The organism is Caldanaerobacter sp. (assembly GCF_049701115.1).
In the GTDB taxonomy this organism is placed as follows: Bacteria; Bacillota; Thermoanaerobacteria; order Thermoanaerobacterales; family Thermoanaerobacteraceae; genus Thermoanaerobacter.
In genome coordinates, this window is the sequence record NZ_JBNATX010000008.1 from 22691 (window position 1) to 45756 (window position 23066).

The following is a 23066-nucleotide window of genomic DNA, read 5'->3' on the forward strand; positions in this document are numbered from 1 at the left end:
TCAAATCACATAGACCTCAAAATCTCTAGCAATTTCTGTATTTTCAAAAAGCGTCTTAGCCTCAGCGTAATAGTCCTTCAAAGACATCAAAGGAGACAAATGTGTCAAAATAAGCCTTTTGCTTCCAGACTTTTTAGCCACTTCTGCGGCTTCAGCAGCAGTCATGTGAGGCCCTTGCATTCCTGAAAGAAAATTTGCATCACATAAGAGTAAATCTGCTCCTTTTGCAAAATCGACAAGGTCTTCTGTATAAACAGTATCGGCACTGTAAACAAAAATCTTATCATCTTTTTTCATCTTTACCGCATAAGTCTCAACAGGATGGTTCATTTTTTTAAAAGAAATCTCGATTCCCCCTATGTTAAGCGCCGTTTCTTCGCTTATAGTGTGAATCTTAAAAACATCTTTAAACTTAAGCTCTTCCAGTACATTTTCTGGAGTAGCCGGACAGTACACATTTACAGGGTCATTTATTGTCCCCCTGGATTTCAAAATATCCAGTGCGTATCTTAAAACTAACATGTCTGACATGTGGTCAGAATGAAGATGAGATAAAATGACATACTTGAGGTCATTAAGATCATAATACCTCTGATATCTGCTTATCACGCCACTTCCACAGTCTAACAAAATATGTGTATCTCCCTCTTCTACTATATAGCCAGAAGTCGCTCCATAAGGACCGGGAAATGGCCCATAAAACCCCAAAACAGTTATTTTCACAAAAAATCCCTCCTTACTTAAAGCTTGGCCACAAACTCATAAAAATCTTTATAACTTCCCTTTTGAGTGGCAACTATTTCTTTTGAATTTCTGTTTATCATAAAATCTTCAATTAGATATGTTTTCATACCGAGCTTAAAGGCAATTAAATCCTCTTCTACATCATTGCCAACCATATAGCATTTCTCAGCCTTTTTCCCTATCTTTTCTAATAACTCTTCATAATACTGTATATGCGGCTTGCAAAAATGCATGTTTTCATAAGTAGTTATAAAATCAAAATAATCTTCCTTAAGACCTGCCCACCTTATTCTCTCTTTTATAGCAATCTCTGGGAAAACCGGATTTGTAGCAAGGACAATTTTATATCCCTTCATTTTTAAGATTTCTAAAGACTTCTTGACATATTCATTGGGCTGAATATTTTTACCCAATTCCTTGTACTCATTTAAATAGAACTCTTCAAAAAGTTTTTCTATCTCCTCCTGAGGATAATTTACCATTTTTAAGAAAGATTCAAAAAAAGCCTCTTTGTTTGTCATGGAAGGATCAAGATTGTTTATCATATCCATGCTGGCTTGATAAATGCTTTTGAAAAGAAAATGGGGGTCAAAATGAGAAGATAGCTTTTTGGTGAGGCTTAAAAAGTATTCATCAAGCATTTTATCCGTATCTACAGGAAGCAAAGTGCCATCTAAATCAAATAGAAAAGTATCCACCATTTTTATCACCTCAAAATCTCTTTTCCAAATATAATCATATATTTTTATGCAAAAAAAAGCAAGGGTAGTTTCCACTTATACCCTTGCTTTTTACTTTGCTCATCGAGTTTTTACCACAAGAGGAATAAGGACCTTTATGAGTAAATAACCTATTATTATACTAGCAAAACCTTGAATTAAATTACTAGGCACATCCACTAAAGAAGCTTTGAAGCCATACATTATTCCTCCAGCAATATAATATCCTAAAACCATCCACAAAGCTCCTATAATAAGGGAAAGTATTTTTAAATATTCTTTATTACCTTTGTATAAAATCCCTACAAGGACTCCCTCCAAACCCTTAATCACCAATGTCCAAGGAGCCCAATAAGCATAACCTGAAAGAAGATCAGCAAGGCTTGAACCCAAGCCTCCTGCGACTCCCCCCATTATAGGCCCAAAAAGAGCTGCAGTAAAAAATATAAAGGAATCTCCGACGTTTATATAACCTTTTGTGGCAGGTGTCGGTATCTGAATAACCATTGTGCCAATCGTAACTAAAGCCATCATAAAAGCCCCGTATACCAATTTTTTTACGCTGTCCATTTCCATATCTCATACCTCCATGTAAAGTGTATGCATCATAATATAATTATATCATACAATTGTATTGATACAATCATAACAATATAATAACAAAAAAAAGAAAACCCCTTAGAAGGAGCCCAGAATCGAAAATTATACCCAACTACCGGCTGTGGAATAGTCGTCTTTTTTACTGATTATATAAGATACTATCAAAGCATCTAATTTTCGGCTTATATCCAGAACTTTCTCATAATCGATTTCCTCGTCTGTTATTAGATTCTCTAATTCTCTCCTCAGTAAACTAATCTGTTTTTCCAGTGCTTCATTGTTTTTCATGTCCATTACCCCTCTATACGAAGTGGTATATACAATTTTACCATCGTAATACAAAAATTACAAGGGGTTTTATTGGGAAGTTTGGACCAATTTATTGACTATTCCTGCTAATTTCTCGTAAATTTCTATTATTTCTCTTCCATACTTCATTTTCCAGTCCTCATCTGCTTCTTTGACAACAAATCCCCTGTTGGCAAAAAGCCAACCCAAAATCTCATCGCTTTCAATCTTTGCTTTTAAAATCTCCATATTCATTTTAAGTTCTTCTGAGATTATCCTCTCCTTATTCATTTCACTCTCCCCATCTCTTTTAGCATCGGATTTTTTCATCATATTCATCATATAATATATTCTATATATGTAACAAATTTCCTTCTTCTTTTTAAAAATTTTTTACATTTTATTTATCTCTTCGATAACAAACCTTAATGCCTTGTCCATCGCCAATTCCAAACGAGATGGGGAGCCGCCTCCCTGGCAAAACTGGACATTTCCTCCTCCCTTTCCCTCAAAAGTCCCGAGTACTTCCTTAAAAAATCCGTTTACAGCTATGTCAACGTCCAAAGACCTCGCAATTACTATATCCCCCACATCGCGCCTTTTATTTCCCAATATAGCAACAGTCTTATTTTCAGCACTTATAAGTTTTCCCATCATCTTAATATCCTCTACATCTCTTCCTTCGAAAAGTTTATAAACAATGCGAATTCCACCATAGACTTCTGACTTTTTTATAAGGCTTTCGGCTTCTTCTTTTAATAATTTTTCTTTTAATATATCTATCTCTCTCTTTGCCTCTTTATATTCTTCCAGTATCTTTTGCAGGTGTTCTTTCAACATTTCCTCTTTTTCTGAAAGAACTTGCATCAGATAATTTACAAGATGATTTTTCCTTTGGTAATCTTTCAAAGCCCTAAAACCACAAACAAATTCTAACCTTGCTCCTTTGGTTGTCCTTTCCCACTTTTTTACCTTCAAAATGCCAATTTCGCCTGTACTTTTAACATGGGTACCCCCACAAGGGGAATAATCGATGCCTTCTATTTCCACTACTCTTATATTTTCTGTCACTTGCGGCTTCTTTCTAAGGGGCAGCTCTGAAAGAAGTTTTTTGTCAACAAAGTAGCTTTTAACAGCAATGTTTTTGTATATAAGATTATTTACATCTCTCTCCACTTCTTCTATCTCTTCCTCAGTAAAGACATCCCTTGTGACAGTTATGTGAGAAGAGACTTGCCCTATAGAAAAACTCTCAGTATCAGCGCCATATTTTTTGAACAACACTGCAGAAAGCAGATGCTGTCCAGTATGTTGTTGCATATGATCAAATCTTCTTTCCCAATCTATTTCACAGAAAACTTCGTCTTCCTGCGGAAACTCCTCTACAACGTGATAGACAATCCCATCCTTTTCATAAACGCCTACAACTTTTTTCCCTCCTATTACACCCGTATCATGAGGCTGACCACCGCCTTCCGGGTAAAAATAAGTTCTATCTAATATCAGGATTTTTTTACCTTTTTCCTCTCTTTTTTCTAAAATCTTAGCTTTAAATTCCTTTATATAGCTGTCCTCATAAAAAAGCATTGCCTTTATCCCCCCATTGTATGAATAAGATTGCACATAAAAGGCAATCTTATTCATACACTTTTGTCCCTAAAATTTTTGTGAGCTTTCTAAACTCTTCTATTATTTTTTTGGTTATAGGACCTGGTTTGCCATCTCCTATTACTCTATGGTCTACCTCTACTACAGGAATCGCTTCTGCCGCCGTACCCGTTAGAAAACATTCATCAGCGGTGTATACATTAAACAGTGAAAAATATTTCTCTTCAAAAGGAATATTAAGCTCTTTAGCTATATCAATTACTGTAGCTCGAGTTATACCTCCTAAAGCTCCAACAGCAGAGGGTGGTGAATACAAAACACCGTCAGAAATTATAAAAATATTGTCTCCTGTACACTCAGCTACATATCCTTCTTGATTTAAAATTAAAGCCTCGGGATACCCAGCTTTTACTGCTTCAATTTTGGCCAAAATATTATTTAAATAGTTTAAAGATTTTATTTGTGGATCCAACGCCTGTATTGAATTTCTCCTAAAAGAGGAAGTTATGATCTTAAGTCCCGTTTCATACATGGATTCCGGATATAAAGCAATTTTATCGGCAATTATAACTACCGTGGGTTTAGGACATTTATAAGGGTCAAGCCCTAAGTCTCCTTTCCCCCTTGACACGACTAATCTTATGTAAGCATCTTTTAAATTATTGATTTTCACCGTTTCAACAACTTTTTCTTTCATCTCCTCCATAGAAAGCGGAATATCTAAAAGAAGAACTTTTGCCATGCTGTAAAGCCTCTTTAAGTGCTCATCCAGTTTAAATATGACTCCATCATACACCCTTATTCCTTCAAAAATTCCATCTCCATAAAGATACCCATGGTCAAAAACCGAAATACATGCCTTTTCACTATCCACAAATTCTCCATTTACATATACTAATCCCATTCCATGACTCCTCCTTCATTTTTTTAAATTAATTTAGTAAAATTTTATCACTCTAAAACAGATTAGTCAACGAAAAAATAAAAAAGAGGTACTTGTCAAATCAAAAAACCTATGCTATAATAACATTCGTCAAGGCGCTGCCGAATGGTGTAATGGTAGCACAGGTGACTCTGGATCACCTGGTCTAGGTTCGAGTCCTAGTTCGGCAGCCAATTTTTTGGCCCCATCGTCTAGTGGCCTAGGACACCGCCCTCTCACGGCGGAGACAGGGGTTCGAGTCCCCTTGGGGCTACCAAGCTTGAAAATACTTATATTGTAGATTTCTGGTACCTCCCTCAAAGCACCTGGTACGACGACTCTGATGGGGAGGTGTTTTTACATTTGGTACAAGAACCTTATGAGAATCCCTCCCAAAAGGGCAAGCAACATGCTAAGCATTGTACCAATTAGATAATATTCGGCAAAGTTTTTGTCATCAAGCTCTTTATATCTCGCTATAGACTTTGCAGCTATTACAAAACCTGCTGCAGCTACTTGACCCATAGCCACTAGAGTTGTCATCAAAATCCTCTCTATTATTCCTATTATCTTTCCCGAAGTGGTAATTTCCGCTTTAGGAACATACACAAGTGGACTTAAAAGGGCATATCTTATAAAAATCGCTCCCCCAAGCACAACATAAATATAGACTGTAAGAATCGAAAATACTTGAAAATAGGTTTCAAAGTGAACTCCCAAAAAGGAAGGCCTTAAAAAATCTGCAATTTTTAATCCTATCAAGACCATAGTAATAATATGTGAAATCTGGTCTAATACAAAGGAATTTAAACTTTCACTTTTAAACAGCTTATACTTCCCCCAGTCAATCAAAATATGGAACACAGATAGTGCTATGAGATACGGAAAAGCCCCTGTTGTAAAAAAGACCATCAGAACTATGTTAAGACTTAGAACGATTAAGAAATGCTCCATAAAACTCCTAAATTTCCCATCTAATTTTCTTTTTACCATCTTTTCCGTTTGAAAAACATAATCGCCCAGCCCGTGAGAAAAAAACAATAAAATTATCGAAAAAAGTAAAATTTTCACCCGTCTTTTTCCCCCTCCAGGCCGAATTTTAAAAGACTTATAATCGCTTTTTCACCCTCTACCACTGCTGGCCATTTCGCTGCATGACATCTTTTTGAAACATTTTGCGGCGCTACTTTCAAAATCTCCGCCGCTTTATGATATGTCCCATAAATCTCGTAAGCTATTACAGCCTCCCACTGACCCATAGTCCACTTTGACTCCAGCGCATCGATAAGTGTAAATAAAGCCGTGACAATATTTTCTAAAAAGGGAGCTCCCATTTTAACCACAGTCAAGACATTGTCACCACAGGAAGTTAAAGCCTCTCTCGCTCTGTAAAAAGCTTCTCCATCCATTTCCCAAGAAGTGCTTTTTACTTCTGTCGAAATCTCCCCTATGCCTATGCCAATCCTTAAAACAGCTGGAAGAAAGCTAAACCTCAGCTTTCTGACTACTTTAGGCAAAGAATCTCCATCTGCCACAATGCCTTGAATTTCGTCACCTCTCATAAGTGAAAAAGGCACAAAGAGGCTCCCAGAGCATAGATCATTAGCTTGATTCACTGCTTCTAAAAAAAATTCTCGCTTTATTCCTTTTTTTAGAAGTTCTCTTGACTTCACTATGTCGGCAGTAATCACAAAGTACATTTTATTTTCACCCTTTCATGGGTTAAAAGGATGATATCACCCATCTATAGGTGATATCATCCTTCTATATTTTCTTCAATGAATTTTATAGCTTTTTCAAGCCGACTAATCGTCTTTTCTTTACCTAAAAACTCCATAATATCGAACAAACCTGGTCCAAAAGTTTTGCCAGAAATGGCTAACCTTGTTGGATGGAAAAGAGCACTACTGGATATTCCAAGTTCTTCTACCAGCTTTCTATAAGCTTCTTCTGCAGTAGTTTTATTGAAAGGATCTAGATTCCTAAGAACCTCCACAGCCTTTTTAAGAATTTCTACTGTCCCTTCTTTAGTAAAATATTTCTGAACCCCTTTTTCATCGTAGCTTTCCACATCTTTAAAATAATAAGTCATGGCTTCTGCTATATCTACCAGTGTCTTTTCCCTTTCTCTTACAACGGCAACTATCCTCTTTATATACTCATAATCGTAGTTTTCTCCTATTAATCCCTTCTTCTGTAAAAACGGTATAACTGCCTGTGTCAATTTATCCAGATCGTAGTTTCTTATGTAATGTCCATTTATCCATGTTAATTTCTGTACATCGTAAATTGCAGGATTTTTTGAAACTCTCTCAAGCGAAAATTCTCTTATGCTTTTTTGAACGTCAAATATCTCTTCTCCATCTAAAGGAGCCCATCCCAAAAGAGTAATATAATTGACAATTGCTTCCGGTAAATATCCTTGATCTTTAAACTCTTGAACAGAAGTCGCTCCGTGCCTTTTTGAGAGCTTAGTCCTATCCGGAGCCAAAACCATTGACACATGAGCAAATTGAGGTATTGGGACATTTAAAGCCTTATATATAAGAATCTGCTTTGGCGTGTTTGAAAGATGCTCTTCAGCCCTTATTACATGAGTAATCCCCATTTGATAATCGTCTATTACTGTAGCAAAATTATAAGTAGGTATTCCATCCGATTTCATTATTATAAAATCATCAATTGTTGAGTTATCAAATTCAACATCTCCTCTTATTATGTCATGAACCACAGTTTTTCCTTCACCCGGAGTCTTTAGACGTATGACTGGTTTTCTGCCCTCTTTAAGATAGTTTTCTATCTCTTTTTTTGTCAAATTCCTGCACTTGCCCGGATACATAAAGGGCTTACCTTGCTTTTCAGCCTCCTTTCTCATTTCTTCTAGTTCTTCTTTTGTACAAAAACAGTAATAGGCTTTGCCTTCCTCCAACAACTTATTTGCAAACTTCCTATATTCCTCTAATCTCTGTGACTGATATATCGGCCCTTCATCCCAGTCTATTCCCAACCACTGAAGCCCCTCTAATATTCCCTTCATAGATTCTTCAGTAGACCTTTCTAAATCCGTATCATCAACTCTTAAAATAAACTTGCCACCATGATGTCTTGCAAAAAGCCAGTTAAAAAGAGCAGTTCTTGCTCCTCCTATATGAAGACTACCTGTGGGGCTTGGTGCAAATCTTACTCTGACCTCTGTCATCCTCTCACCTTCTTCTTTAGATTTGAACTATTCTTGATTATACTTTAACTGATTTATTTTTTCAAGGAAATAAAAATGTGGTATAATTGGTATTGTAAAAATTTTTTAAAGGAGCTGTTTTTATGAAAGACATTGTAATAAATTTGCTTGCAGAAAGAGGCGTTCAAATTGAAGATATGGCCGTTTTAGTATTAGACCTTCAGAAAAAATATTATGAAGACCTCACCATTGAAGAATGCGCAGAAAACCTGCATCATGTCTTGGAAAAACGAGAAGTACAAAATGCTATCCTTACCGGAATAGCTCTTGATAAACTAGCTGAACAAGACCTTTTAGAAGAACCCTTGCTTTCCATTCTAAAAAGGGATGAACCCTTATACGGCATAGACGAAATTCTTGCCCTAGGAATAACAAATGTGTATGGCTCCATAGGGCTTACAAACTTCGGATATCTTGACAAAGTCAAGCCCGGAATAATAGGAAAATTAAATGCAGAAAAAGAAAAAAGGTGTAATACATTCATAGATGACCTTGTAGCTGCCATAGTTGCTGCCGCTTGCGCTAGAATAGCTCATTCAAGGAAAAGCAGTCTCCCCTCTGATTGATAATAAAGAGGGGTTATTTTTTTAACAGAATCTTCAAATATCCATCTTCTGAAGAGATATGATTTAATTTCCATCCTTCTAAAGGAACATTAAAACTAAGCGTTGTATCATATCCCTCTACCATTTTTTGAAGTAGGTTACCTTCAATCATAATCCCCTGAACTTTTATAGAATCAAACACAAATCTTATCTTGTTATCCTCTATCTCAAATTTCCCTTTTGCATCGTATTTGTTTTCCTCCTTTATTTCAAAACCGCCGTTTATGAAATAAACTTCTACCTGTCTCAGTTTTTCATCGTAAGAACGAAAAAGATTCGTCACATCCTTATCATAAAAGGTAGCTTCAGCACTAAAAAATGAAAGCTTGACATCATGAGGTTGAAGCTTTTCCCAGGGAAGTTTAGGAATACTACTTAACAGAAAATCCAAAGAAGAAAGAGAAGAACTTGTATTTTCCACAATTTCTAATATCCTCTGATAATTTTCTATTTTAGCCTTTATTTCCTTAAGCACCTCATCTTTGCTTCTTTTTAATTCCTCTAATTTTATTATAACACTTTTTTCCTCTTCCTGCTTTTGTAAAAGGAGTTCCCTTTCCTGAGCAAGCTGTTTTTCTTCCTCTTTCTTATGTTTCACGAGATTATAAAGATTTTCAAGTTTGTCATAATAATAGTTTGTAACCACATCTATATAGATAAGCCTGTGAAGGAGGTCCGTTGCATCCTTTGCCATCAACAACAAAGACAAAATTGCATTAGTACCTGACATATATAAAAACCTAAACCAGCTATTCAATATAATCTTTTCTTTTTCTATATCCTTAGAAACCCTGTCAATTTCTTTTTCTTTTTCTTCAATTACTACGTTAAGTTTTTCTATTTCTGCTGTAATCTCCTCCAACTTCTTTTGGGATTTTAGTTTTTCTACATCAAGATTTAATATTTCTATAATGACCTCCTGCTCCTTTTGTTTTAATTGATAAAATTCCCCTAATTCTCCCTCTTGGCCTTTCACTATAAGAAAGTTAATTATAAAGATGCTTGTCAATGCAATCGAAATTATCCTTTTCATAGCACCCCTCATTTATATGTAATTTTTTGTTCCATATGGAACTAAATCCTATTTAATCTACTGTAATTTTGTCCTTTATCTGCTCAAACATTTTAGGACCAATTCTAGGAACATTCATTATATCTTCGATCTTTTTAAAGGGTCCTTTAGCCTCCCTGAATTCTATGATCCTATCAGCAGTAACTGGACCAATGCCGGGCAGAGTCTGAAGTTCCTCTTTTGTAGCGGTATTTATATTCACTTTTTTTGAATTTGAATAAGAATTAACATATAAAGGAGAATTTTCAATTTTTTCTCCTTTTTTGAATACCTTTATCATTTGTTCATCTTTTACCTTTTGAGCCAAGTTGATATTAGATAAATCCGCCTCTTCAAGCACTCCTCCTGCTTTTTCTATAGCATCTATCACCCTCTCTCCCTCTTTCATTATGTAAACCCCTGGATTTTTCACCTCTCCAGTAACATAAACCTTTATTTCAATAGGTTCATGTTCTGAGGCCTTTTCAGCTGTTAACTCAGATTGAGAAGTATCTACAATAAAATCGGCCTTCAGCTGGCTATTTCTATACATTACATATCCAGAAAAAAGCAATATTACAGACAAAAGGATTATTATGGCGTACTGCTGTCTTTTGGTAAATTGTACCATAAGATCACCTCATTTTGCAAGCTCCTTTATTTATTTCTACACCCATTAAAAAATTCCTTTTTACTTTTATCATTTTTTTGGTATACTTTAATTATGAACAATACAATGGAGGCGCGAAAATGACTAAAAGATTAATAGCTTTTTTCGCGATAATTATAATCTCTTTTTTGTCAATCTCAGCATACGCAGAAACTTTGAAACCTCCAGAAATTGTCGGACCTACCGCAGTATTGATAGACTTCACTACAGGTCAGATACTATATGACAAAAACATGCATAAAAGAATGTACCCAGCAAGTACTACGAAGATTTTGACTGCTATACTTGCTTTAGAAAAAGGAAGACTGGATGATATTGTAACCTGTAGTGAAAATGTAACTAAAATTGAAGGAAATTCAATATTTTTATCTCCGGGCGAACAGCTCACCCTTGAACAGTTGCTTTATGCTTTGATGTTAGAATCTGCAAACGATGCTGCAATAGCAATTGCAGAGCATATAGGTGGAAGTGTAGAAAATTTTACTAAAATGATGAACGAAAAAGCGAGGGAAATAGGTGCTTACAACAGCCATTTTGTAAATCCAAATGGATTGCCTGATGAAAATCATTATTCTACGCCATATGATATGGCACAAATTGCAAGATATGCCATGCAAAATCCAGAATTTAGGAAAATTGTGAGCACTCTCCATTATCAAATCCCTCCGACAAACAAGTTCGACAAACCGAGAGACCTATGGATAAGCAATCGCTTACTTAAACCTTCTCGTTTCTATTATGAGGGAGCCGATGGCGTAAAAACAGGCTACACTGTAGCTGCAGGACAAGTGTTGGTGGCTTCTGCAACGCGAGACGGGCACAGGCTTATATCTGTTATAATGGGAGATGAAGGCATAAACATTTGGACAGATACTATAAAGCTTTTAGATTACGGTTTTCAAAACTTTTCCCTTGTAAGAGTAACACAAAAGGGCGAGGTGATAACTTCTATAGATCTTGGGAAAAGCGGATTTAAGCTTCCTTTAATTGCACAAAAGGACTTTTATTATGAGGTTCCAAAAGGTAAAGAAAATGCCATAAAAACAGAAGTTGTACTAAAACAAGACATAAAAGCTCCCATTCAAAAAGGTAAAGTCTTAGGATATATAAAATACACACTTGATGGAAAGGAGATAGGAACAAACCCGCTAATTGCCTCAGAAGATGTGTATAAAAACTTTTTGGGGAATTACTACAACGAAAAGGAAAAAAATCCTATTGCACATCCTCTAAAATTGATCTTTGGCATAGCTTCTTTTAGCCTAGCTTTTCTTCTCTGGAGAAGGCAAAAAATAAAGCAAAGAAAAAGATTTATATTTTCTAACAAATACTAAAAAGGAGGGGACACATCCCTCCTTTAAGTTTGTTGGCAAAGTCCTTTTTAGCTTAAATAGCATTTTGTGTTAATGCTTGTAAAAGGTCCCCAAGTTTAGTTATTGCTTTGGAAATGCAAAAATAAAAGGGCGCAAGAAGAGAATTCGCGCCCTTCTTTTTCCTAAATTTAATTTACAAAAGGGAGCGTTCTTTTTTATACTCTCTTAAAATCTTCTCTACCCTTTCTTCTTCTGGTATGATCCTATGCTTTTCGTAGTCATAGGCATAGCAGGCTCCATCTATAACTTTTGTCTGAAGAGCTCCTTTGGCGTATTTATTACCCTTTAAATGAGGTGCATCTAAAAGACCTATTTCTATAGCTGTTGCCAAAACATCCGGGTCAGACCATGGATCTTCACTATGGGGCGCTATTTCTTTTATAGCCTCAAGCAAAATCCTTGCTTCTTTTTTGAGCTGTTCTTTCCTCTTTATCACATCTTCGTCTTTAGTCAAGTCTGGCATTCCAAACATAGTATTTTTTATCACAGCCTTTACTATTTTCACGCTTTCAATTATGTCCTCAGGCGTTGCCGCGTGGTGAGCTTCACAATATCCAACTACGTGATATATGTGAGGTTTAATAGCCATAGATAAATATGCGCTAGAAGCAAGCTGTCCTTTTGCTTCTAAAAGGTCAGAGGGAAAACTTGCAAGACCTGCTCTTGCTTGCCTTATCACTCTAAAGTTTTCATCTTCTAAGTCCTCTATAAGTTCTATTTTTGCAAGCATCTTTGCTAAGTCCATTTTAGGGGAAATAGAAGCTGGAACATTGAACATAAACTGTGCTACATAATCCCTAACCCCCATTTTCTTTGCGTTATATGCCGCAAGAAACGCAGTTACAACCCCTATAACATCATGGGCATCTCTTAAGCTCCAGTGATGAGCCTCATTTACTTCTACAGGCACACCTCTTTCTGCATGCCACTTCATCAATTGCTGGTTTTCCCTTATGGAAGTTCTTACATCTCTTGGGCCTCTCCCGTCAAGCACATTGTACCAGCTCAATGGTATAGCAGCCCATGCGTTTTTTATAGTCCTTAAAAGCATTTCTGCCATCTTAAAAACATCATTAGTTCCGCTATAACACCTCAAAAGTGGATAATTACCCCTTCTTGATGCTTCATATATTCGTATTAAATCCTCTTCTTTTCTTATAGGAACTCCTCCTGCTCCATCTAGAGCTGGATCGTATTTTTTATCGAAGAAGTGCTCTTGTGCATTCTGGTCAGGAGCTATGGAAATCACGTCTAAAACTTCTGCCTCAGCTATTCTTTTGACACCCTCTATGGTATCCTCCAATGAAGGAAGTCCAAAGTGGTGTCTTATGATGGGATAGGGGAATTTATCCTCAATCCTTCCAATCAGAGTATCTGCAAAAACTCTTTTCTGAAAAAATGAAATTCCTCCTCTTAAGAAATTGATAGTTTCCTCGTCTCCTTTTGTGCCGTCAAAAACTGCAGAAAATATCCCTGATCTTCTTGCGACCTCTGCATTGGGTTCTGTCCCTCCAAATACCCATTTGATATTTTTTAAATTATTCCTTTCTATCTTATCTTTAAGTTCTTTTAACAAGTTCTCCAAAGCTTGTGGAGTAAGTCTGTAACTTACCCCTACAATTTCAGGTTGATACTCTTTTACAGCCTCAATCAATTTATCTATTGGAACGGCTGGCCCCAAAAACACTGTCTCATAACCCTGCTGTTCTGCAAACTTTAAGAAATTATACACGCCAGCAACATGAACACAATTTCCAATTGAACCGGCAACAATAAGCTTTCTCATGCTGTCGCAACCTCCTTTCTCTTCCCTTCTACTAGTTCTATGATCTCATTAGGAGACATTCCACTTATTCCGAGTTTATCAGCAGTTCTTCCTATTTCCCAGTAATCTTTTCCGTGCATTACAGAAGCCAAATGTATTATCGCGTCAATTGTAGGTGTTTTCACACCTATTTCTTTTCCGATAGAAGAGATAGGAACAAGGCTCATAGGAACATCCTCAAAAATATACCTGCAATTTACAGTATCAGGTGCCATAAGCCCTATATAAGCTTTTGTGTTCTGTATAGCTTCATAAAGAGTATCTCCCTCAGCGTTATAACTTTCTTTAAGCCATCTTTTAGCAGAGATAGTTTTTACGCCTAAAGCTTTTGCTACCATCATTCTTTCATTGTCAATCTTTTCAAGGATTTTAGCGACAGAAGGTGAAATCCCTTCTCTGTAGTATTCAAAATTTCCTTTAGTAGTCTCAATCCTGGCAGCATTTAAAAGCGTTGGAGCAGGATGGAAAATTGCTCCAAAATTATTGAAGCTGGTTTCTAACACATTCTCAGCAGCTACAAACTGTGGAAAAGCGATATTGAGAATTTCCACTACTTCTTCCGTTTTATCTTTAGGAATTGCAGCAACTGACACTATGTCTTTAATCTTATATATCCTGGCCTTACCATTAGAAGACCTGCAAGCATAGATAAAAGTATCGGTTTCAGCAACGACAACTTCTATATCACTTCTCTTTTTAAATATGTTGTGAACTTCCAATGCTCCCCCTGTTCTTCCCGGATTTAATACTACTATCTGACCTTCTTTTAAGTGGGGCAAAAGCTCTTCTGCAATCGTGGCATGGGCAGATGCAGGCACAGCTACTAGTATCATATCTGCATCTTTTACAGCTTTGGCTATATCGTCAGTGACAAGATTCAACTTCCCAAATCCTTCAACTTCTCCTTCTAGTTCTATACCACCTTTTTGTATTATTGGAATCAATTTTTCATAAGTTCTGTTGTATAAATTTACTTTAAATCCTTTTAATGCAAGATGTCCGGCAATTGCCTGCCCCCCGTTACCCGCTCCGATTACAGCAAAATAAGGCATTTTCATGCCTATACCCACCCCCTTGCCAAAGAAATGAAAAAGCTATAGAAGGACTTCTATAGCTTTATTTTCGGTGTCAAAAAGGTAATAAGACACCTTACATGCTATCATCCTTCTCTTTCAACGCTTACGGGGTTAGCTGACGGGTTCGGGTCGAAAGATAACCCTACCATCTTATAAAAGATGGATTCACCCCAAAAGAGTGGGTCCCCCGCTTCTTAACGAATTCAGCGTTTAGCATGTTATTCAATTATACAAAAACCCGTTTTTATTATATCATAAAATAAAATGTTTGTAAAGTAAAATAAAGGAATCAGGTGTCAGTATTTTCCAAAATCTTCTCCTACTCTTATTTCATCCAGATAGTTGTAAATAGTGTATCTGGACACGCACAAAATTTTTGCCACATAGTCTACAGCACCTCTTATAAGGAAGGTACCCTTTGCATCCAGCATCTTAACTATCTGCACTTTTTCTTCCTTTGTCATGAAATTTACAGGTTTTCCGAAACTTTCCAATGTCGTGTTCACTATACTTTCTAAAACATCGCTTACACTACCTGTATAAGATTCCTTGTTTTCCTCTGAAGGCTCTGATATTTCACAGAATTCTGACAAAGTATTTTTTACAAGAATAAACTCCGATATGTCTATATTTACTGTCAAACAACCTACAGCTTTCCCATTTTCGTCTTTTATAAAAATAGCAGAAGATTTTAATATCTTCCCGTCTCTGGACTTGTTTTTGAAATTAATCATGTCTTCTAAACTGTCTGATTTTAATGCCTTTTGAATCACATCAGGCAAAGGGCTCCCCTTTTCTCTCCCAGTAACGTGCCCATTAGCAATGGCAATTATAGGCCCTTGAGGTGATGAAAGGTCGTGAAGAGCTACTTCGCAATTTTTCCCAAATGTGTTTGCAAGACTTTCTACTATAGGCGCAATACTTTTTAAAAGCGGATGAGTACCCATCGGATTGAATCCCCCTATTATACCAGATTGTGTGCGGATGTGAAAAAAGAAATGATTAAAAATTTATTAACGTTATTATACATGCCTTATCCTCTGTTGTCAAGCACTATCTCTTTAGCATCTGCCCATAATCTTTCAAGACTGTAAAATTCCCTTGCTTCCTGCTGAAAAATGTGAACCACTACGTCTTCATAATCCATTAAAATCCACTCAGACGCAAAGTCTTTCTCCACATGGTCCACAAATATACCTTCTTCTCCCAATTTTTTCTCCACCTCATCCGCCAATGCCTGCACATGTGTACTAGATTTACCGGTTGCTATTATAAAATAATCTGCAATGGTAGTAAGTTCGCCAATATACAAAATTTTCACATCAAAAGCCTTTTTTTCATCTAAAATCCTAAAGATTTTATTCACTTTCTCCCTTGTCTCTATCACTAAATCACCCCTCTAAGCTTACATTTTTTCCTAAAATTATGGTTACATCAGCATCGCTTTTTTTCTGGTAGTCCTCTACTATCACAGCATTTTTAAGAAATTTTCTAAGCTCATCTGCAACTTTTTTATTCCCACTCCTTAAAATTATCTGAGTAGTATCATAAGATGCACCATTAACATTCCCCACTCGAACTACATCAAAGCCCTGTTGTTTTAAAATTTCCGCCACTTTCCCTGCAGCCCCGGGAATGCCACACCCATTTAATACTTCTACCTTAACAGACTGATTTAATTCCCCCTTTTTTAGATCTGACATAAATTTTTTTATCTCCTCTGGATTTACGACATAATAAGCTATACCATTTATATACTCCGGATTTCCAGGTAACGTAGCAGTAATTATGTCATTTTTACTGACTTTTGCAGTATACTCGGCGTATTTGATCATGAGAGAGGGAGGAATATTAGTTTCTACATATTGATTGACTGTCTTTAATAGTTGAGGTAATTTCAAAAGAATAGAAGGGCTTTTAATTTTGTCCAAAGCCGCCAGCAAAAATTCCCTTTGGACCTTTACCCTCTCTAAATCTTGCTCGGCATAACCGTGTCTAAACCTCACTAACTGCAAAGCTTTTTCTCCATCTAAATGTTGCCACCCTTTTTTAAGGTGTATGTGCAAATTTCCTGCATAATCGTCATAATTCATGTCCATAGGGATATTCATCTCCACACCGCCTATAGCATCTACAAGTTTCTTAAAACCTTCATAGTCAATTTTCACATAGTAGTTAATATCTTCCCCAATAAGCTGTGATACTTCTTCCATAGCTAGTTTAGGTCCACCAATTGGATAAGCTGCATTTATCTTTTGAACCCCATGACCAGAAATTGTAACCATGGTATCTCTCGGAATAGATAGTATATATCCTTTTTGCGTATTGACATTGTAGGAGACCACCATCATCGTATCTGACCTATGAGGGTCATCAGGAGAAGTTTCATCAATTCCTAAAATTAGGACCTTTATCTCTTCAGGATTTTTCTTATCCCCTTTAGCTGGAAGGTTCATCAAACTCGCATCAGAAGGGTTTAAAGACTTCAAGTAGATATAAGCTCCTGTTCCTAAACTAAGTATCAATAATCCCAAAAAAAGAGCAAAAATCTTAAGAAATCTTTTCATGTTTCTCCTCTCCCAACTTTAAAAGGATGTCGTTTCTTCCACTTACAGTTTTCTCATAAAGTATCATATTTCTCTTTATCACATAGCATATAGTGCTGTCATAGGCTCTTAAAACAGCTAAATCTAAATCCTTCCAGGAAAGTTCCCTTAATTCCTCTACTCCTTCAAAATCTCTATTTGGCTCTATATAGTCTGCTAAAAATATAATCTTGTCTAAAACAGACATGTTAACATCTCCCGTAGTGTGAAGAGCAATCGCTCTTTTTATCTCTTCATCTGTTACTCCAAACAATTCTTGAACCATACAAGCTCCAACAGGTCCATGCAATAAAAAAGGTACTTTAAGAAGAATATTATCTACAGGAACTCCGTACTTGTAAGCCATCTTTAAAAGTTCTTCATCAGATAAACCTTTTGCACAGTCATGCAAAAGCCCTGCCACCATTGCTTTCTCTACATCTGCACCATATTTTTCTGCCAGCTTTAAAGCAGTTTCCATAACTCCTATTGAATGGGAATACCTTTCTTTATCGAGAATTTCCTTTAATTTCGCTTTCATTCTTTCGATATCATATTTCATATACTATCATCCTCTTTGTAAAGCCCGTACTTTTGTATATACCTTTCTACAGGTTCAGGCAAAAGGTATTTTATAGGTCTACCCTTTGCGACTCTTTCCCTTATATCAGTAGAAGAAATAGCTAAAGAAGGAACTGTAACTTTATAAATCACATTTCCATAAAGGTTCCTTATCTTGTCAAGTTCCTGGTCTATCTTATTCCCCTCAATACCTGGACGAGTTGCAGCTACAAAATAGCACAGCCTCAAAAGCTCGTCCGCATTTTTCCACGTAAGAATCTCCAGTACCGCATCTGCTCCTGTTATAAAGTAGAATAGCGTTTCGTCACCGTACAACTTTTTAAATTCTTTGATAGTATCAATCGTGTAAGTGTAACCTTCTCTTTCTATTTCAATCGAAGAAACCTCAAAAAAAGGATTTGTTATTGTAGCTAAAATAGTCATTAAATATCTATGCTTTTTGTCGGTAACTTTCCTTTTAACCTTGTGGGGAGGATTACCAGCAGGAACAAAAATCACTTTATCCAGCTTAAATTCGTCTCTCACGGCTTCCGCTGTAACTAAATGACCATAGTGTATAGGATCAAACGTACCTCCCATTATGCCAAGTCTTAGCTCCCTTTTCAATTTATATCCCCCTGCTCTTTAATATATATCTAAATTATACCTTATAAAAGGGCAAATACACAACTTGAAGTTTTTAATCGTAGTATTCAAACTCAAAATCCCTCACATTTATGGTATCCCCACTTTTAAATCCTTTTTTCTTAAGTTCTTCTATTACTCCGCTTTTACGAAGCAAAATTTCAAAATACCTAAGTGAATGTTCGTCCTGTAGATTTATTCTCTTTAAAAGTTTGTCAATCTTGCTCCCTTTTAGGTAGTAGGTATTCCCATGAACTTCTATCTCAAGAATATCTTCCTCTTCAGGAGGATTATATACTATCACATCAGGAGCTTCCTCACCTTTTTCTATGGGTATGGAAGACAAAATTTCAATCACCTTATCTAGAAGTAAATCCACTCCCTCTCTTGTAAGAGCAGATATAGGATACACTTCATATCCTCTTTTTCTTATCTCCTTTTCAAAATTACTGTAGTTCTCCTTAGCTTCAGGCAAATCCATCTTATTTGCCGCTACAATCTGAGGCAAAGTCAAAAGCCTCTCATCATAAAGCCTTAACTCTTCATTTATTTTTTCAAAATCTTCTACAGGATCTCTCCCCTCAATGCCAGATATGTCTACCACGTGAACAAGCATCTTTGTTCTTTCAATGTGTCTTAAAAAATCGTGTCCTAATCCTTCTCCCCTGTGAGCTCCTTCAATAAGTCCAGGGATATCAGCCATTACAAATGACCTACCTTTGTGTTCTACCACTCCCAAATTTGGTATCAACGTCGTGAAAGGATAATTAGCAATTTTAGGTTTGGCCCTACTGCAGCTTGCCAATAGGGTGGACTTCCCAGCATTAGGAAAACCAACCAAACCCACATCTGCAAGGAGTTTAAGTTCTAACCTTACCCACATTCCTCTTCCTTTTTCACCGCTTTCAGCAAAACGAGGAGTCTTCAAGGTAGGAGTAGCAAACTTAGCATTTCCTCTTCCTCCTTTTCCACCTCTTAACACAATAGCTTTTTGATAAGGCTTTGTAAGGTCTGCTATTAATTCTCCTGTCTCATCATTTACTATGGTAGTACCTACTGGAACTTTTATATAGAGGTCTTCGCCATTTTTTCCATATTGATTTTTACTTTTTCCATTCTCCCCATTTTCAGCCACATATTTTCTCTTATATTTAAAGTCCAAAAGAGTAGAAAGATTTGGATCCGCTATAAAGATAACATCTCCGCCTTTTCCCCCATCTCCTCCATCAGGGCCTCCATAGGGAACGTATTTTTCTCTTCTAAAAGAGATGAAGCCATTTCCCCCGTCTCCGGCTTTTATATATATCCTAGCTGTATCGATAAACACTATATCACCCGCCTCAACTCTTCATAATTCTTTTATCTATATAGGATAACTCTCTTATTTTATTGTACCTTTTTAAGAAGGCTTTTTATAATTTCTTCGGGGTTTTCAAAATTAAAAACTTCTCTTTCCTCATTTAAGTTGGCAATCATCTTGTGTATATATTCTATTAGTTTATCCAATTTACCCAATTGAGCATATCCCAAAAGCACCTGAAGATCGTTTAAAAGCTCGTGCCGCCTTTTCCTGATATATTTAACCAATAAATCCATATCTATTTCATCTGCCACATGCATCCCACACTTTCTAATTGAAATTATGAAAAAATCCTGGCATAAACCAGGATTTAGTTCTGAGCAACTTTTCTTTCTGGATACACACTTACTTGTTTCTTGTCACGGCCCTTCCTTTCAAACACTACATACCCATCTATCAAAGCAAAAAGCGTGTCGTCTTTCCCTATTCCTACGTTAGCACCTGGATGTATTTTAGTACCTCTCTGCCTTACCAGTATATTTCCTGCAAGTACAAACTGTCCATCTCCTCTTTTTACACCTAATCTTTTGGATTCGCTGTCTCGTCCGTTTCTGGAACTTCCAACTCCCTTTTTATGAGCAAAAAGCTGTAGTATCATTTTCTACACCTCCTCTACCTTCACATAATCACTGTACCCCTGAGCCACATCCTTAAGCCCTAAAAGCATGGTTTCCAGTATGGCCTGAAGCTTGATTCTGTCTATTTCTTTTAATGCTTGTTCAATTTCTACTTCTAAATTACCCTCCTCAATTTTCTTTCTAATCTTTACACCTTCTATATTTTCTATTCCTAAAACCGCCGTCTGAGAAATAGCAGATACAGCAGCACACACTATATCCTTTCCGTATTCGTCATATCCTGCGTGCCCTTTTATGCTAAACTTGTATATGCCTCTTTCAGGAGTCCTCCATACTTTTACTTCAATCATGGCTATTTCTCAATCGCTTCTATTTGAATCTTTGTATATGGTTGACGATGTCCCTGTCTTTTTCTATAGTTCTTTTTGGGCTTATACTTAAATACCCTTATCTTTGGACCTTTCCCGTGCTCCAACACCTTTGCAGTAACTTTTACATTTTCAAGATAAGGCTTCCCCACCATCACATTACCGTCCTCAAAGGAGACAGCTAATACCTTATCCAAAGCTATAACTTCTCCCTCAGGGTAATTAAGTTTTTCTACCTTAAGGACATCTCCCTCTTTGACCATGTACTGTTTACCGCCTGTCTCAATTATCGCGTACATAACTGCACCTCCTCCATCCAGTCTCGCCGAGAGCAAGGTAAAATTTTAAAACCCGTCTCGAGCGGCCACAAGTGATATTTTAGCACAATGAAAGGCCAATTGTCAATTAAAAAGCAATGTCAAATGGACTGCGTTCCTTTTTCACCTTCTCCCCCTTCTTTACCTCTATCAAGATTATATTTTTGAAGAGCTGAGACTTTTTGCACAAGTTCTTCCTTTTCCTTTTCAAGCTCCTTTATCCGATTGTTGAGTCCCTTTATAGTAGTACTGTACCTTATCTGACCAATTATTCCTATTATTCCTACCGTTATAGCTCCAATAGCGGCAGAAAGCAGAATGACCAATGCCTGTGACATAGAATAATGCCAATACAAAAAACTTATATCAACTGGACCGGAGTTTGAAATTGCAAAAACAGCTACTATGATAGCAAATATAAGTACAAGAATAGTGTAATACTGTCCTTTCATAAAAATTCACCTCTTTTTCAAATCATTAACACTCTTTTCTTATCTTTATAATAAGTTTATATTTTTAAGTTGTCAACAATAATTACTCAAATTCTACTTCAAACTTACCATACTCGTTAAAAACTTCTTCAAAAACAAATTTAATTCCTTTTTTTTCTTCATAGCGTTCTATAAACTTCTTTTTTGCAATAATTTCCCCCACCTTTTTATCACCTTTTACTACCACCTTTTTTGTCGTAACATGTCTTAAAATTCGCTCAACCTTGTTTTTTAACCTTTTATATATGTACTCTTCAGAACAAACAGTACCACTACCACCACATAAGGGACATTTGGTTTTTAAAAATCGTGAAATCTCTTCTCTCACTTTCTTTCGTGTCATTTCAACAAGCCCAAGTTGAGTAAATCCCAGTACAGTACATTTAGCTCTGTCTTGCTTTAACTTTTCTTTAAAAAAGTCCAGCAGTTGTTTTTTAAAATTTTCGTTTTCCATATCTATGAAATCTATTAGTATAATACCGCCTATGTCTCTTAGTTTAAGCTGTAAAGCAATTTCTTCAGCCGCCTCAAGATTTGTATTGAATATAGTTTCTTCAAGAGAGGTTTTCCCGACATATTTACCTGTATTAACATCGATTATTGTCAAAGCTTCTGTCCTATCTATCACTAAAAAGCCCCCACTTTTCAACCATACCCTTTTGCTAAGCAATTTTTCAACCTGGAAATCCACACCATATATTCCTGAAACATCACCTTCTTCAAGCACAACCTCAATATCCTTTCCTATTTCCCTCAAATATTTTTTTATTTTCTCATATTCTTCTCTATCGTTTATTACAATTTCTTCTACTTCATAGGATAAAAAATCCCTTAAATATTTTATAGCAATACTCTCCTCGCTGAAGATAAGAGAAGGAGAAGGGAGAAGCTTAAAATCTTTTTCAATTTTTTTATATATAGAAAGCAATTTTTCTATATCTAATTTTATATCTTCTTCTTTAGCATCTTTAGAAGACGTCCTCATTATAATACCCATGTTCTCAGGTTTCAACTTTCTTGCAATCTCTATAAGTCTTAGCCTATCTTCATGATTTTCAATTCTGTGGGAGACATTTACATAATTTACAAAGGGCATTAAAACCACATATTCCCCAGGTATAGATATATTAGTCGTGACGCGAGGGCTCTTAAGTCCAATTGCTTCCTTTATAACCTGCACCATAATATCTTGTCCTGGCTTTAAAGCCTTTTGTCCTTCCTCTAAAAATAAAAAAGCATTCTTTTCAAGGCCTATATTTACAAAAGCAGCTTGCATACCTTTTAAAACATTTTCTACTCTCCCTTTGTAAATATTTCCCAAAATATTTTTCCCATTTTTTCTTTCTGGTCTATACTCTCTCAATTTACCATCCTCTAAAAGAGCAATTTGACAAAGTCTTTCATCTATATCGATAACAAGCCTTTTCAAGATTTTCACCCCG

28 protein-coding genes, 2 tRNA genes and 1 riboswitch are annotated in these 23066 nt (G+C 36.2%); of the genes, 4 read left to right on the top strand and 26 right to left on the bottom strand.

From position 1 onward, the window contains the following. From ACPLVE_RS04255 to ilvE, 7 genes are all read right to left on the bottom strand, one after another. Positions 1-723: an MBL fold metallo-hydrolase gene (locus tag ACPLVE_RS04255; RefSeq protein WP_424610143.1), complete on the bottom strand. Its 723-nt coding sequence runs from the start codon at positions 721-723 to the stop codon at positions 1-3. A 17-nt stretch (positions 724-740) separates the two neighbouring features. Then, positions 741-1445, bottom strand: coding sequence for an HAD family hydrolase (locus ACPLVE_RS04260; RefSeq protein ID WP_424610145.1), 705 nt, complete (start codon positions 1443-1445; stop codon positions 741-743). Between the two features lie 99 nt (positions 1446-1544). Then, the gene (locus ACPLVE_RS04265) at positions 1545-2039 is read right to left on the bottom strand and encodes an ECF transporter S component (RefSeq protein ID WP_424610147.1); all 495 of its coding nucleotides are present in this window, start codon (positions 2037-2039) and stop codon (positions 1545-1547) included. A gap of 126 nt (positions 2040-2165) precedes the next feature. Next, a complete protein-coding gene (locus ACPLVE_RS04270; RefSeq protein WP_424610148.1) occupies positions 2166-2351 on the bottom strand; it encodes an aspartyl-phosphate phosphatase Spo0E family protein in 186 nt (61 codons plus the stop codon). 69 nt (positions 2352-2420) lie between these two features. Beyond that, a complete protein-coding gene (locus ACPLVE_RS04275) occupies positions 2421-2684 on the bottom strand; it encodes a hypothetical protein (RefSeq protein WP_424610150.1) in 264 nt (87 codons plus the stop codon). A gap of 60 nt (positions 2685-2744) precedes the next feature. After that, the gene (locus ACPLVE_RS04280) at positions 2745-3938 is read right to left on the bottom strand and encodes an alanyl-tRNA editing protein (protein ID WP_424610152.1); all 1194 of its coding nucleotides are present in this window, start codon (positions 3936-3938) and stop codon (positions 2745-2747) included. Between the two features lie 49 nt (positions 3939-3987). Then, complete coding sequence (gene ilvE, locus ACPLVE_RS04285; protein ID WP_424610153.1) at positions 3988-4863, bottom strand: branched-chain-amino-acid transaminase; 876 nt, start codon at positions 4861-4863, stop codon at positions 3988-3990. A gap of 138 nt (positions 4864-5001) precedes the next feature. On the opposite strand from ilvE, the gene ACPLVE_RS04290 reads away from it, so the two are divergent. Then, positions 5002-5075, top strand: a tRNA-Gln gene (locus ACPLVE_RS04290). A 7-nt stretch (positions 5076-5082) separates the two neighbouring features. After that, positions 5083-5158, top strand: a tRNA-Glu gene (locus ACPLVE_RS04295). An 80-nt stretch (positions 5159-5238) separates the two neighbouring features. Here ACPLVE_RS04295 and ACPLVE_RS04300 read toward each other — a convergent pair. The 3 genes from ACPLVE_RS04300 to gltX are packed head-to-tail and all read right to left on the bottom strand — an operon-like array spanning position 5239 to position 8080. After that, entirely contained in the window at positions 5239-5952 is a 714-nt protein-coding gene (locus tag ACPLVE_RS04300; RefSeq protein ID WP_424610155.1) for a DUF3307 domain-containing protein, read from the bottom strand. Further along, positions 5949-6581, bottom strand: a complete 633-nt coding sequence (locus tag ACPLVE_RS04305) for a SatD family protein (RefSeq protein WP_424610157.1) — start codon at positions 6579-6581, stop codon at positions 5949-5951. Before ACPLVE_RS04305 ends, ACPLVE_RS04300 begins: the two co-directional genes overlap by 4 nt. 56 nt (positions 6582-6637) lie before the next feature. After that, positions 6638-8080, bottom strand: coding sequence for a glutamate--tRNA ligase (gene gltX / locus ACPLVE_RS04310; RefSeq protein WP_424610159.1), 1443 nt, complete (start codon positions 8078-8080; stop codon positions 6638-6640). 122 nt (positions 8081-8202) lie between these two features. Between gltX and ACPLVE_RS04315 the strand changes: the two genes are divergently transcribed. Next, positions 8203-8685, top strand: a complete 483-nt coding sequence (locus ACPLVE_RS04315) for a phosphatidylglycerophosphatase A family protein (protein WP_424610161.1) — start codon at positions 8203-8205, stop codon at positions 8683-8685. A gap of 13 nt (positions 8686-8698) precedes the next feature. Here ACPLVE_RS04315 and ACPLVE_RS04320 read toward each other — a convergent pair whose 3' ends face one another. Together ACPLVE_RS04320 and ACPLVE_RS04325 are read right to left on the bottom strand one after the other, a co-directional pair. After that, positions 8699-9757, bottom strand: coding sequence for a coiled-coil domain-containing protein (locus tag ACPLVE_RS04320; protein WP_424610163.1), 1059 nt, complete (start codon positions 9755-9757; stop codon positions 8699-8701). A 52-nt stretch (positions 9758-9809) separates the two neighbouring features. Then, a complete protein-coding gene (locus tag ACPLVE_RS04325) occupies positions 9810-10406 on the bottom strand; it encodes a helix-hairpin-helix domain-containing protein (protein ID WP_424610165.1) in 597 nt (198 codons plus the stop codon). A gap of 119 nt (positions 10407-10525) precedes the next feature. Here ACPLVE_RS04325 and ACPLVE_RS04330 point away from each other — a divergent pair, with 119 nt between their 5' ends. Then, positions 10526-11779: a D-alanyl-D-alanine carboxypeptidase family protein gene (locus ACPLVE_RS04330; RefSeq protein WP_424610166.1), complete on the top strand. Its 1254-nt coding sequence runs from the start codon at positions 10526-10528 to the stop codon at positions 11777-11779. A gap of 172 nt (positions 11780-11951) precedes the next feature. Here the strand turns inward: ACPLVE_RS04330 and ACPLVE_RS04335 are convergent, their stop codons facing one another. The 14 genes from ACPLVE_RS04335 to ACPLVE_RS04400 all read right to left on the bottom strand — a co-directional run bounded on the left by ACPLVE_RS04335 (position 11952) and on the right by ACPLVE_RS04400 (position 23062). Then, positions 11952-13604, bottom strand: coding sequence for a cobalamin-dependent protein (locus tag ACPLVE_RS04335; protein WP_424610168.1), 1653 nt, complete (start codon positions 13602-13604; stop codon positions 11952-11954). After that, positions 13601-14701, bottom strand: coding sequence for an NAD/NADP octopine/nopaline dehydrogenase family protein (locus tag ACPLVE_RS04340; RefSeq protein WP_424610170.1), 1101 nt, complete (start codon positions 14699-14701; stop codon positions 13601-13603). The genes ACPLVE_RS04335 and ACPLVE_RS04340 overlap by 4 nt, the downstream gene beginning before the upstream one ends. A gap of 104 nt (positions 14702-14805) precedes the next feature. Next, positions 14806-14938, bottom strand: a riboswitch (cyclic di-AMP (ydaO/yuaA leader). Positions 14939-15015: 77 nt separating this feature from the next. After that, positions 15016-15666: a helix-turn-helix transcriptional regulator gene (locus tag ACPLVE_RS04345; RefSeq protein WP_424610172.1), complete on the bottom strand. Its 651-nt coding sequence runs from the start codon at positions 15664-15666 to the stop codon at positions 15016-15018. An 86-nt stretch (positions 15667-15752) separates the two neighbouring features. Continuing rightward, entirely contained in the window at positions 15753-16106 is a 354-nt protein-coding gene (gene rsfS, locus ACPLVE_RS04350) for a ribosome silencing factor (protein ID WP_424610174.1), read from the bottom strand. A gap of 4 nt (positions 16107-16110) precedes the next feature. After that, positions 16111-17286, bottom strand: coding sequence for an LCP family protein (locus tag ACPLVE_RS04355; protein WP_424610176.1), 1176 nt, complete (start codon positions 17284-17286; stop codon positions 16111-16113). Further along, positions 17270-17866 carry a bis(5'-nucleosyl)-tetraphosphatase (symmetrical) YqeK gene (gene yqeK / locus ACPLVE_RS04360; RefSeq protein ID WP_424610178.1) on the bottom strand — a complete coding sequence of 199 codons (597 nt, stop codon included), beginning with the start codon at positions 17864-17866 and terminating at the stop codon, positions 17270-17272. Before yqeK ends, ACPLVE_RS04355 begins: the two co-directional genes overlap by 17 nt. Then, positions 17863-18492: a nicotinate-nucleotide adenylyltransferase gene (gene nadD, locus ACPLVE_RS04365; RefSeq protein ID WP_424610180.1), complete on the bottom strand. Its 630-nt coding sequence runs from the start codon at positions 18490-18492 to the stop codon at positions 17863-17865. Before nadD ends, yqeK begins: the two co-directional genes overlap by 4 nt. A 73-nt stretch (positions 18493-18565) precedes the next feature. Continuing rightward, a complete protein-coding gene (obgE, locus tag ACPLVE_RS04370; protein WP_424610181.1) occupies positions 18566-19837 on the bottom strand; it encodes a GTPase ObgE in 1272 nt (423 codons plus the stop codon). Positions 19838-19896: 59 nt separating this feature from the next. Continuing rightward, positions 19897-20130, bottom strand: a complete 234-nt coding sequence (locus ACPLVE_RS04375) for a Spo0B domain-containing protein (RefSeq protein ID WP_424610183.1) — start codon at positions 20128-20130, stop codon at positions 19897-19899. Positions 20131-20180: 50 nt separating this feature from the next. After that, positions 20181-20468: a 50S ribosomal protein L27 gene (gene rpmA / locus ACPLVE_RS04380; protein WP_424610185.1), complete on the bottom strand. Its 288-nt coding sequence runs from the start codon at positions 20466-20468 to the stop codon at positions 20181-20183. A gap of 3 nt (positions 20469-20471) precedes the next feature. Next, positions 20472-20798 (bottom strand): ribosomal-processing cysteine protease Prp, encoded by a 327-nt coding sequence (locus ACPLVE_RS04385; RefSeq protein WP_424610187.1) that lies wholly within the window; start codon positions 20796-20798, stop codon positions 20472-20474. A 2-nt stretch (positions 20799-20800) separates the two neighbouring features. Beyond that, the gene (gene rplU / locus ACPLVE_RS04390) at positions 20801-21115 is read right to left on the bottom strand and encodes a 50S ribosomal protein L21 (RefSeq protein WP_424610188.1); all 315 of its coding nucleotides are present in this window, start codon (positions 21113-21115) and stop codon (positions 20801-20803) included. A 119-nt stretch (positions 21116-21234) separates the two neighbouring features. After that, on the bottom strand, positions 21235-21585 hold the full coding sequence (locus tag ACPLVE_RS04395) for a LapA family protein (protein WP_424610190.1): 351 nt from the start codon (positions 21583-21585) through the stop codon (positions 21235-21237). A gap of 82 nt (positions 21586-21667) precedes the next feature. Continuing rightward, positions 21668-23062, bottom strand: coding sequence for an Rne/Rng family ribonuclease (locus ACPLVE_RS04400; protein WP_424610192.1), 1395 nt, complete (start codon positions 23060-23062; stop codon positions 21668-21670). Between the last annotated feature and the right edge of the window lie 4 nt (positions 23063-23066).

Coding starts and splice junctions, on each gene's coding strand:
- ACPLVE_RS04260 (WP_424610145.1), bottom strand. CDS start 1,445: ATGGTGGATACTTTTCTATTTGATTTAGATGGCACTTTGCTTCCTGTA.
- ACPLVE_RS04265 (WP_424610147.1), bottom strand. CDS start 2,039: ATGGAAATGGACAGCGTAAAAAAATTGGTATACGGGGCTTTTATGATG.
- ACPLVE_RS04270 (WP_424610148.1), bottom strand. CDS start 2,351: ATGAAAAACAATGAAGCACTGGAAAAACAGATTAGTTTACTGAGGAGA.
- ACPLVE_RS04275 (WP_424610150.1), bottom strand. CDS start 2,684: ATGATGAAAAAATCCGATGCTAAAAGAGATGGGGAGAGTGAAATGAAT.
- ACPLVE_RS04280 (WP_424610152.1), bottom strand. CDS start 3,938: ATGCTTTTTTATGAGGACAGCTATATAAAGGAATTTAAAGCTAAGATT.
- ilvE (WP_424610153.1), bottom strand. CDS start 4,863: ATGGGATTAGTATATGTAAATGGAGAATTTGTGGATAGTGAAAAGGCA.
- ACPLVE_RS04305 (WP_424610157.1), bottom strand. CDS start 6,581: ATGTACTTTGTGATTACTGCCGACATAGTGAAGTCAAGAGAACTTCTA.
- gltX (WP_424610159.1), bottom strand. CDS start 8,080: ATGACAGAGGTCAGAGTAAGATTTGCACCAAGCCCCACAGGTAGTCTT.
- ACPLVE_RS04315 (WP_424610161.1), top strand. CDS start 8,203: ATGAAAGACATTGTAATAAATTTGCTTGCAGAAAGAGGCGTTCAAATT.
- ACPLVE_RS04320 (WP_424610163.1), bottom strand. CDS start 9,757: ATGAAAAGGATAATTTCGATTGCATTGACAAGCATCTTTATAATTAAC.
- ACPLVE_RS04325 (WP_424610165.1), bottom strand. CDS start 10,406: ATGGTACAATTTACCAAAAGACAGCAGTACGCCATAATAATCCTTTTG.
- ACPLVE_RS04330 (WP_424610166.1), top strand. CDS start 10,526: ATGACTAAAAGATTAATAGCTTTTTTCGCGATAATTATAATCTCTTTT.
- ACPLVE_RS04335 (WP_424610168.1), bottom strand. CDS start 13,604: ATGAGAAAGCTTATTGTTGCCGGTTCAATTGGAAATTGTGTTCATGTT.
- ACPLVE_RS04340 (WP_424610170.1), bottom strand. CDS start 14,701: ATGAAAATGCCTTATTTTGCTGTAATCGGAGCGGGTAACGGGGGGCAG.
- ACPLVE_RS04345 (WP_424610172.1), bottom strand. CDS start 15,666: ATGGGTACTCATCCGCTTTTAAAAAGTATTGCGCCTATAGTAGAAAGT.
- ACPLVE_RS04355 (WP_424610176.1), bottom strand. CDS start 17,286: ATGAAAAGATTTCTTAAGATTTTTGCTCTTTTTTTGGGATTATTGATA.
- yqeK (WP_424610178.1), bottom strand. CDS start 17,866: ATGAAATATGATATCGAAAGAATGAAAGCGAAATTAAAGGAAATTCTC.
- ACPLVE_RS04375 (WP_424610183.1), bottom strand. CDS start 20,130: ATGCATGTGGCAGATGAAATAGATATGGATTTATTGGTTAAATATATC.
- rpmA (WP_424610185.1), bottom strand. CDS start 20,468: ATGATACTACAGCTTTTTGCTCATAAAAAGGGAGTTGGAAGTTCCAGA.
- ACPLVE_RS04385 (WP_424610187.1), bottom strand. CDS start 20,798: ATGATTGAAGTAAAAGTATGGAGGACTCCTGAAAGAGGCATATACAAG.
- rplU (WP_424610188.1), bottom strand. CDS start 21,115: ATGTACGCGATAATTGAGACAGGCGGTAAACAGTACATGGTCAAAGAG.
- ACPLVE_RS04395 (WP_424610190.1), bottom strand. CDS start 21,585: ATGAAAGGACAGTATTACACTATTCTTGTACTTATATTTGCTATCATA.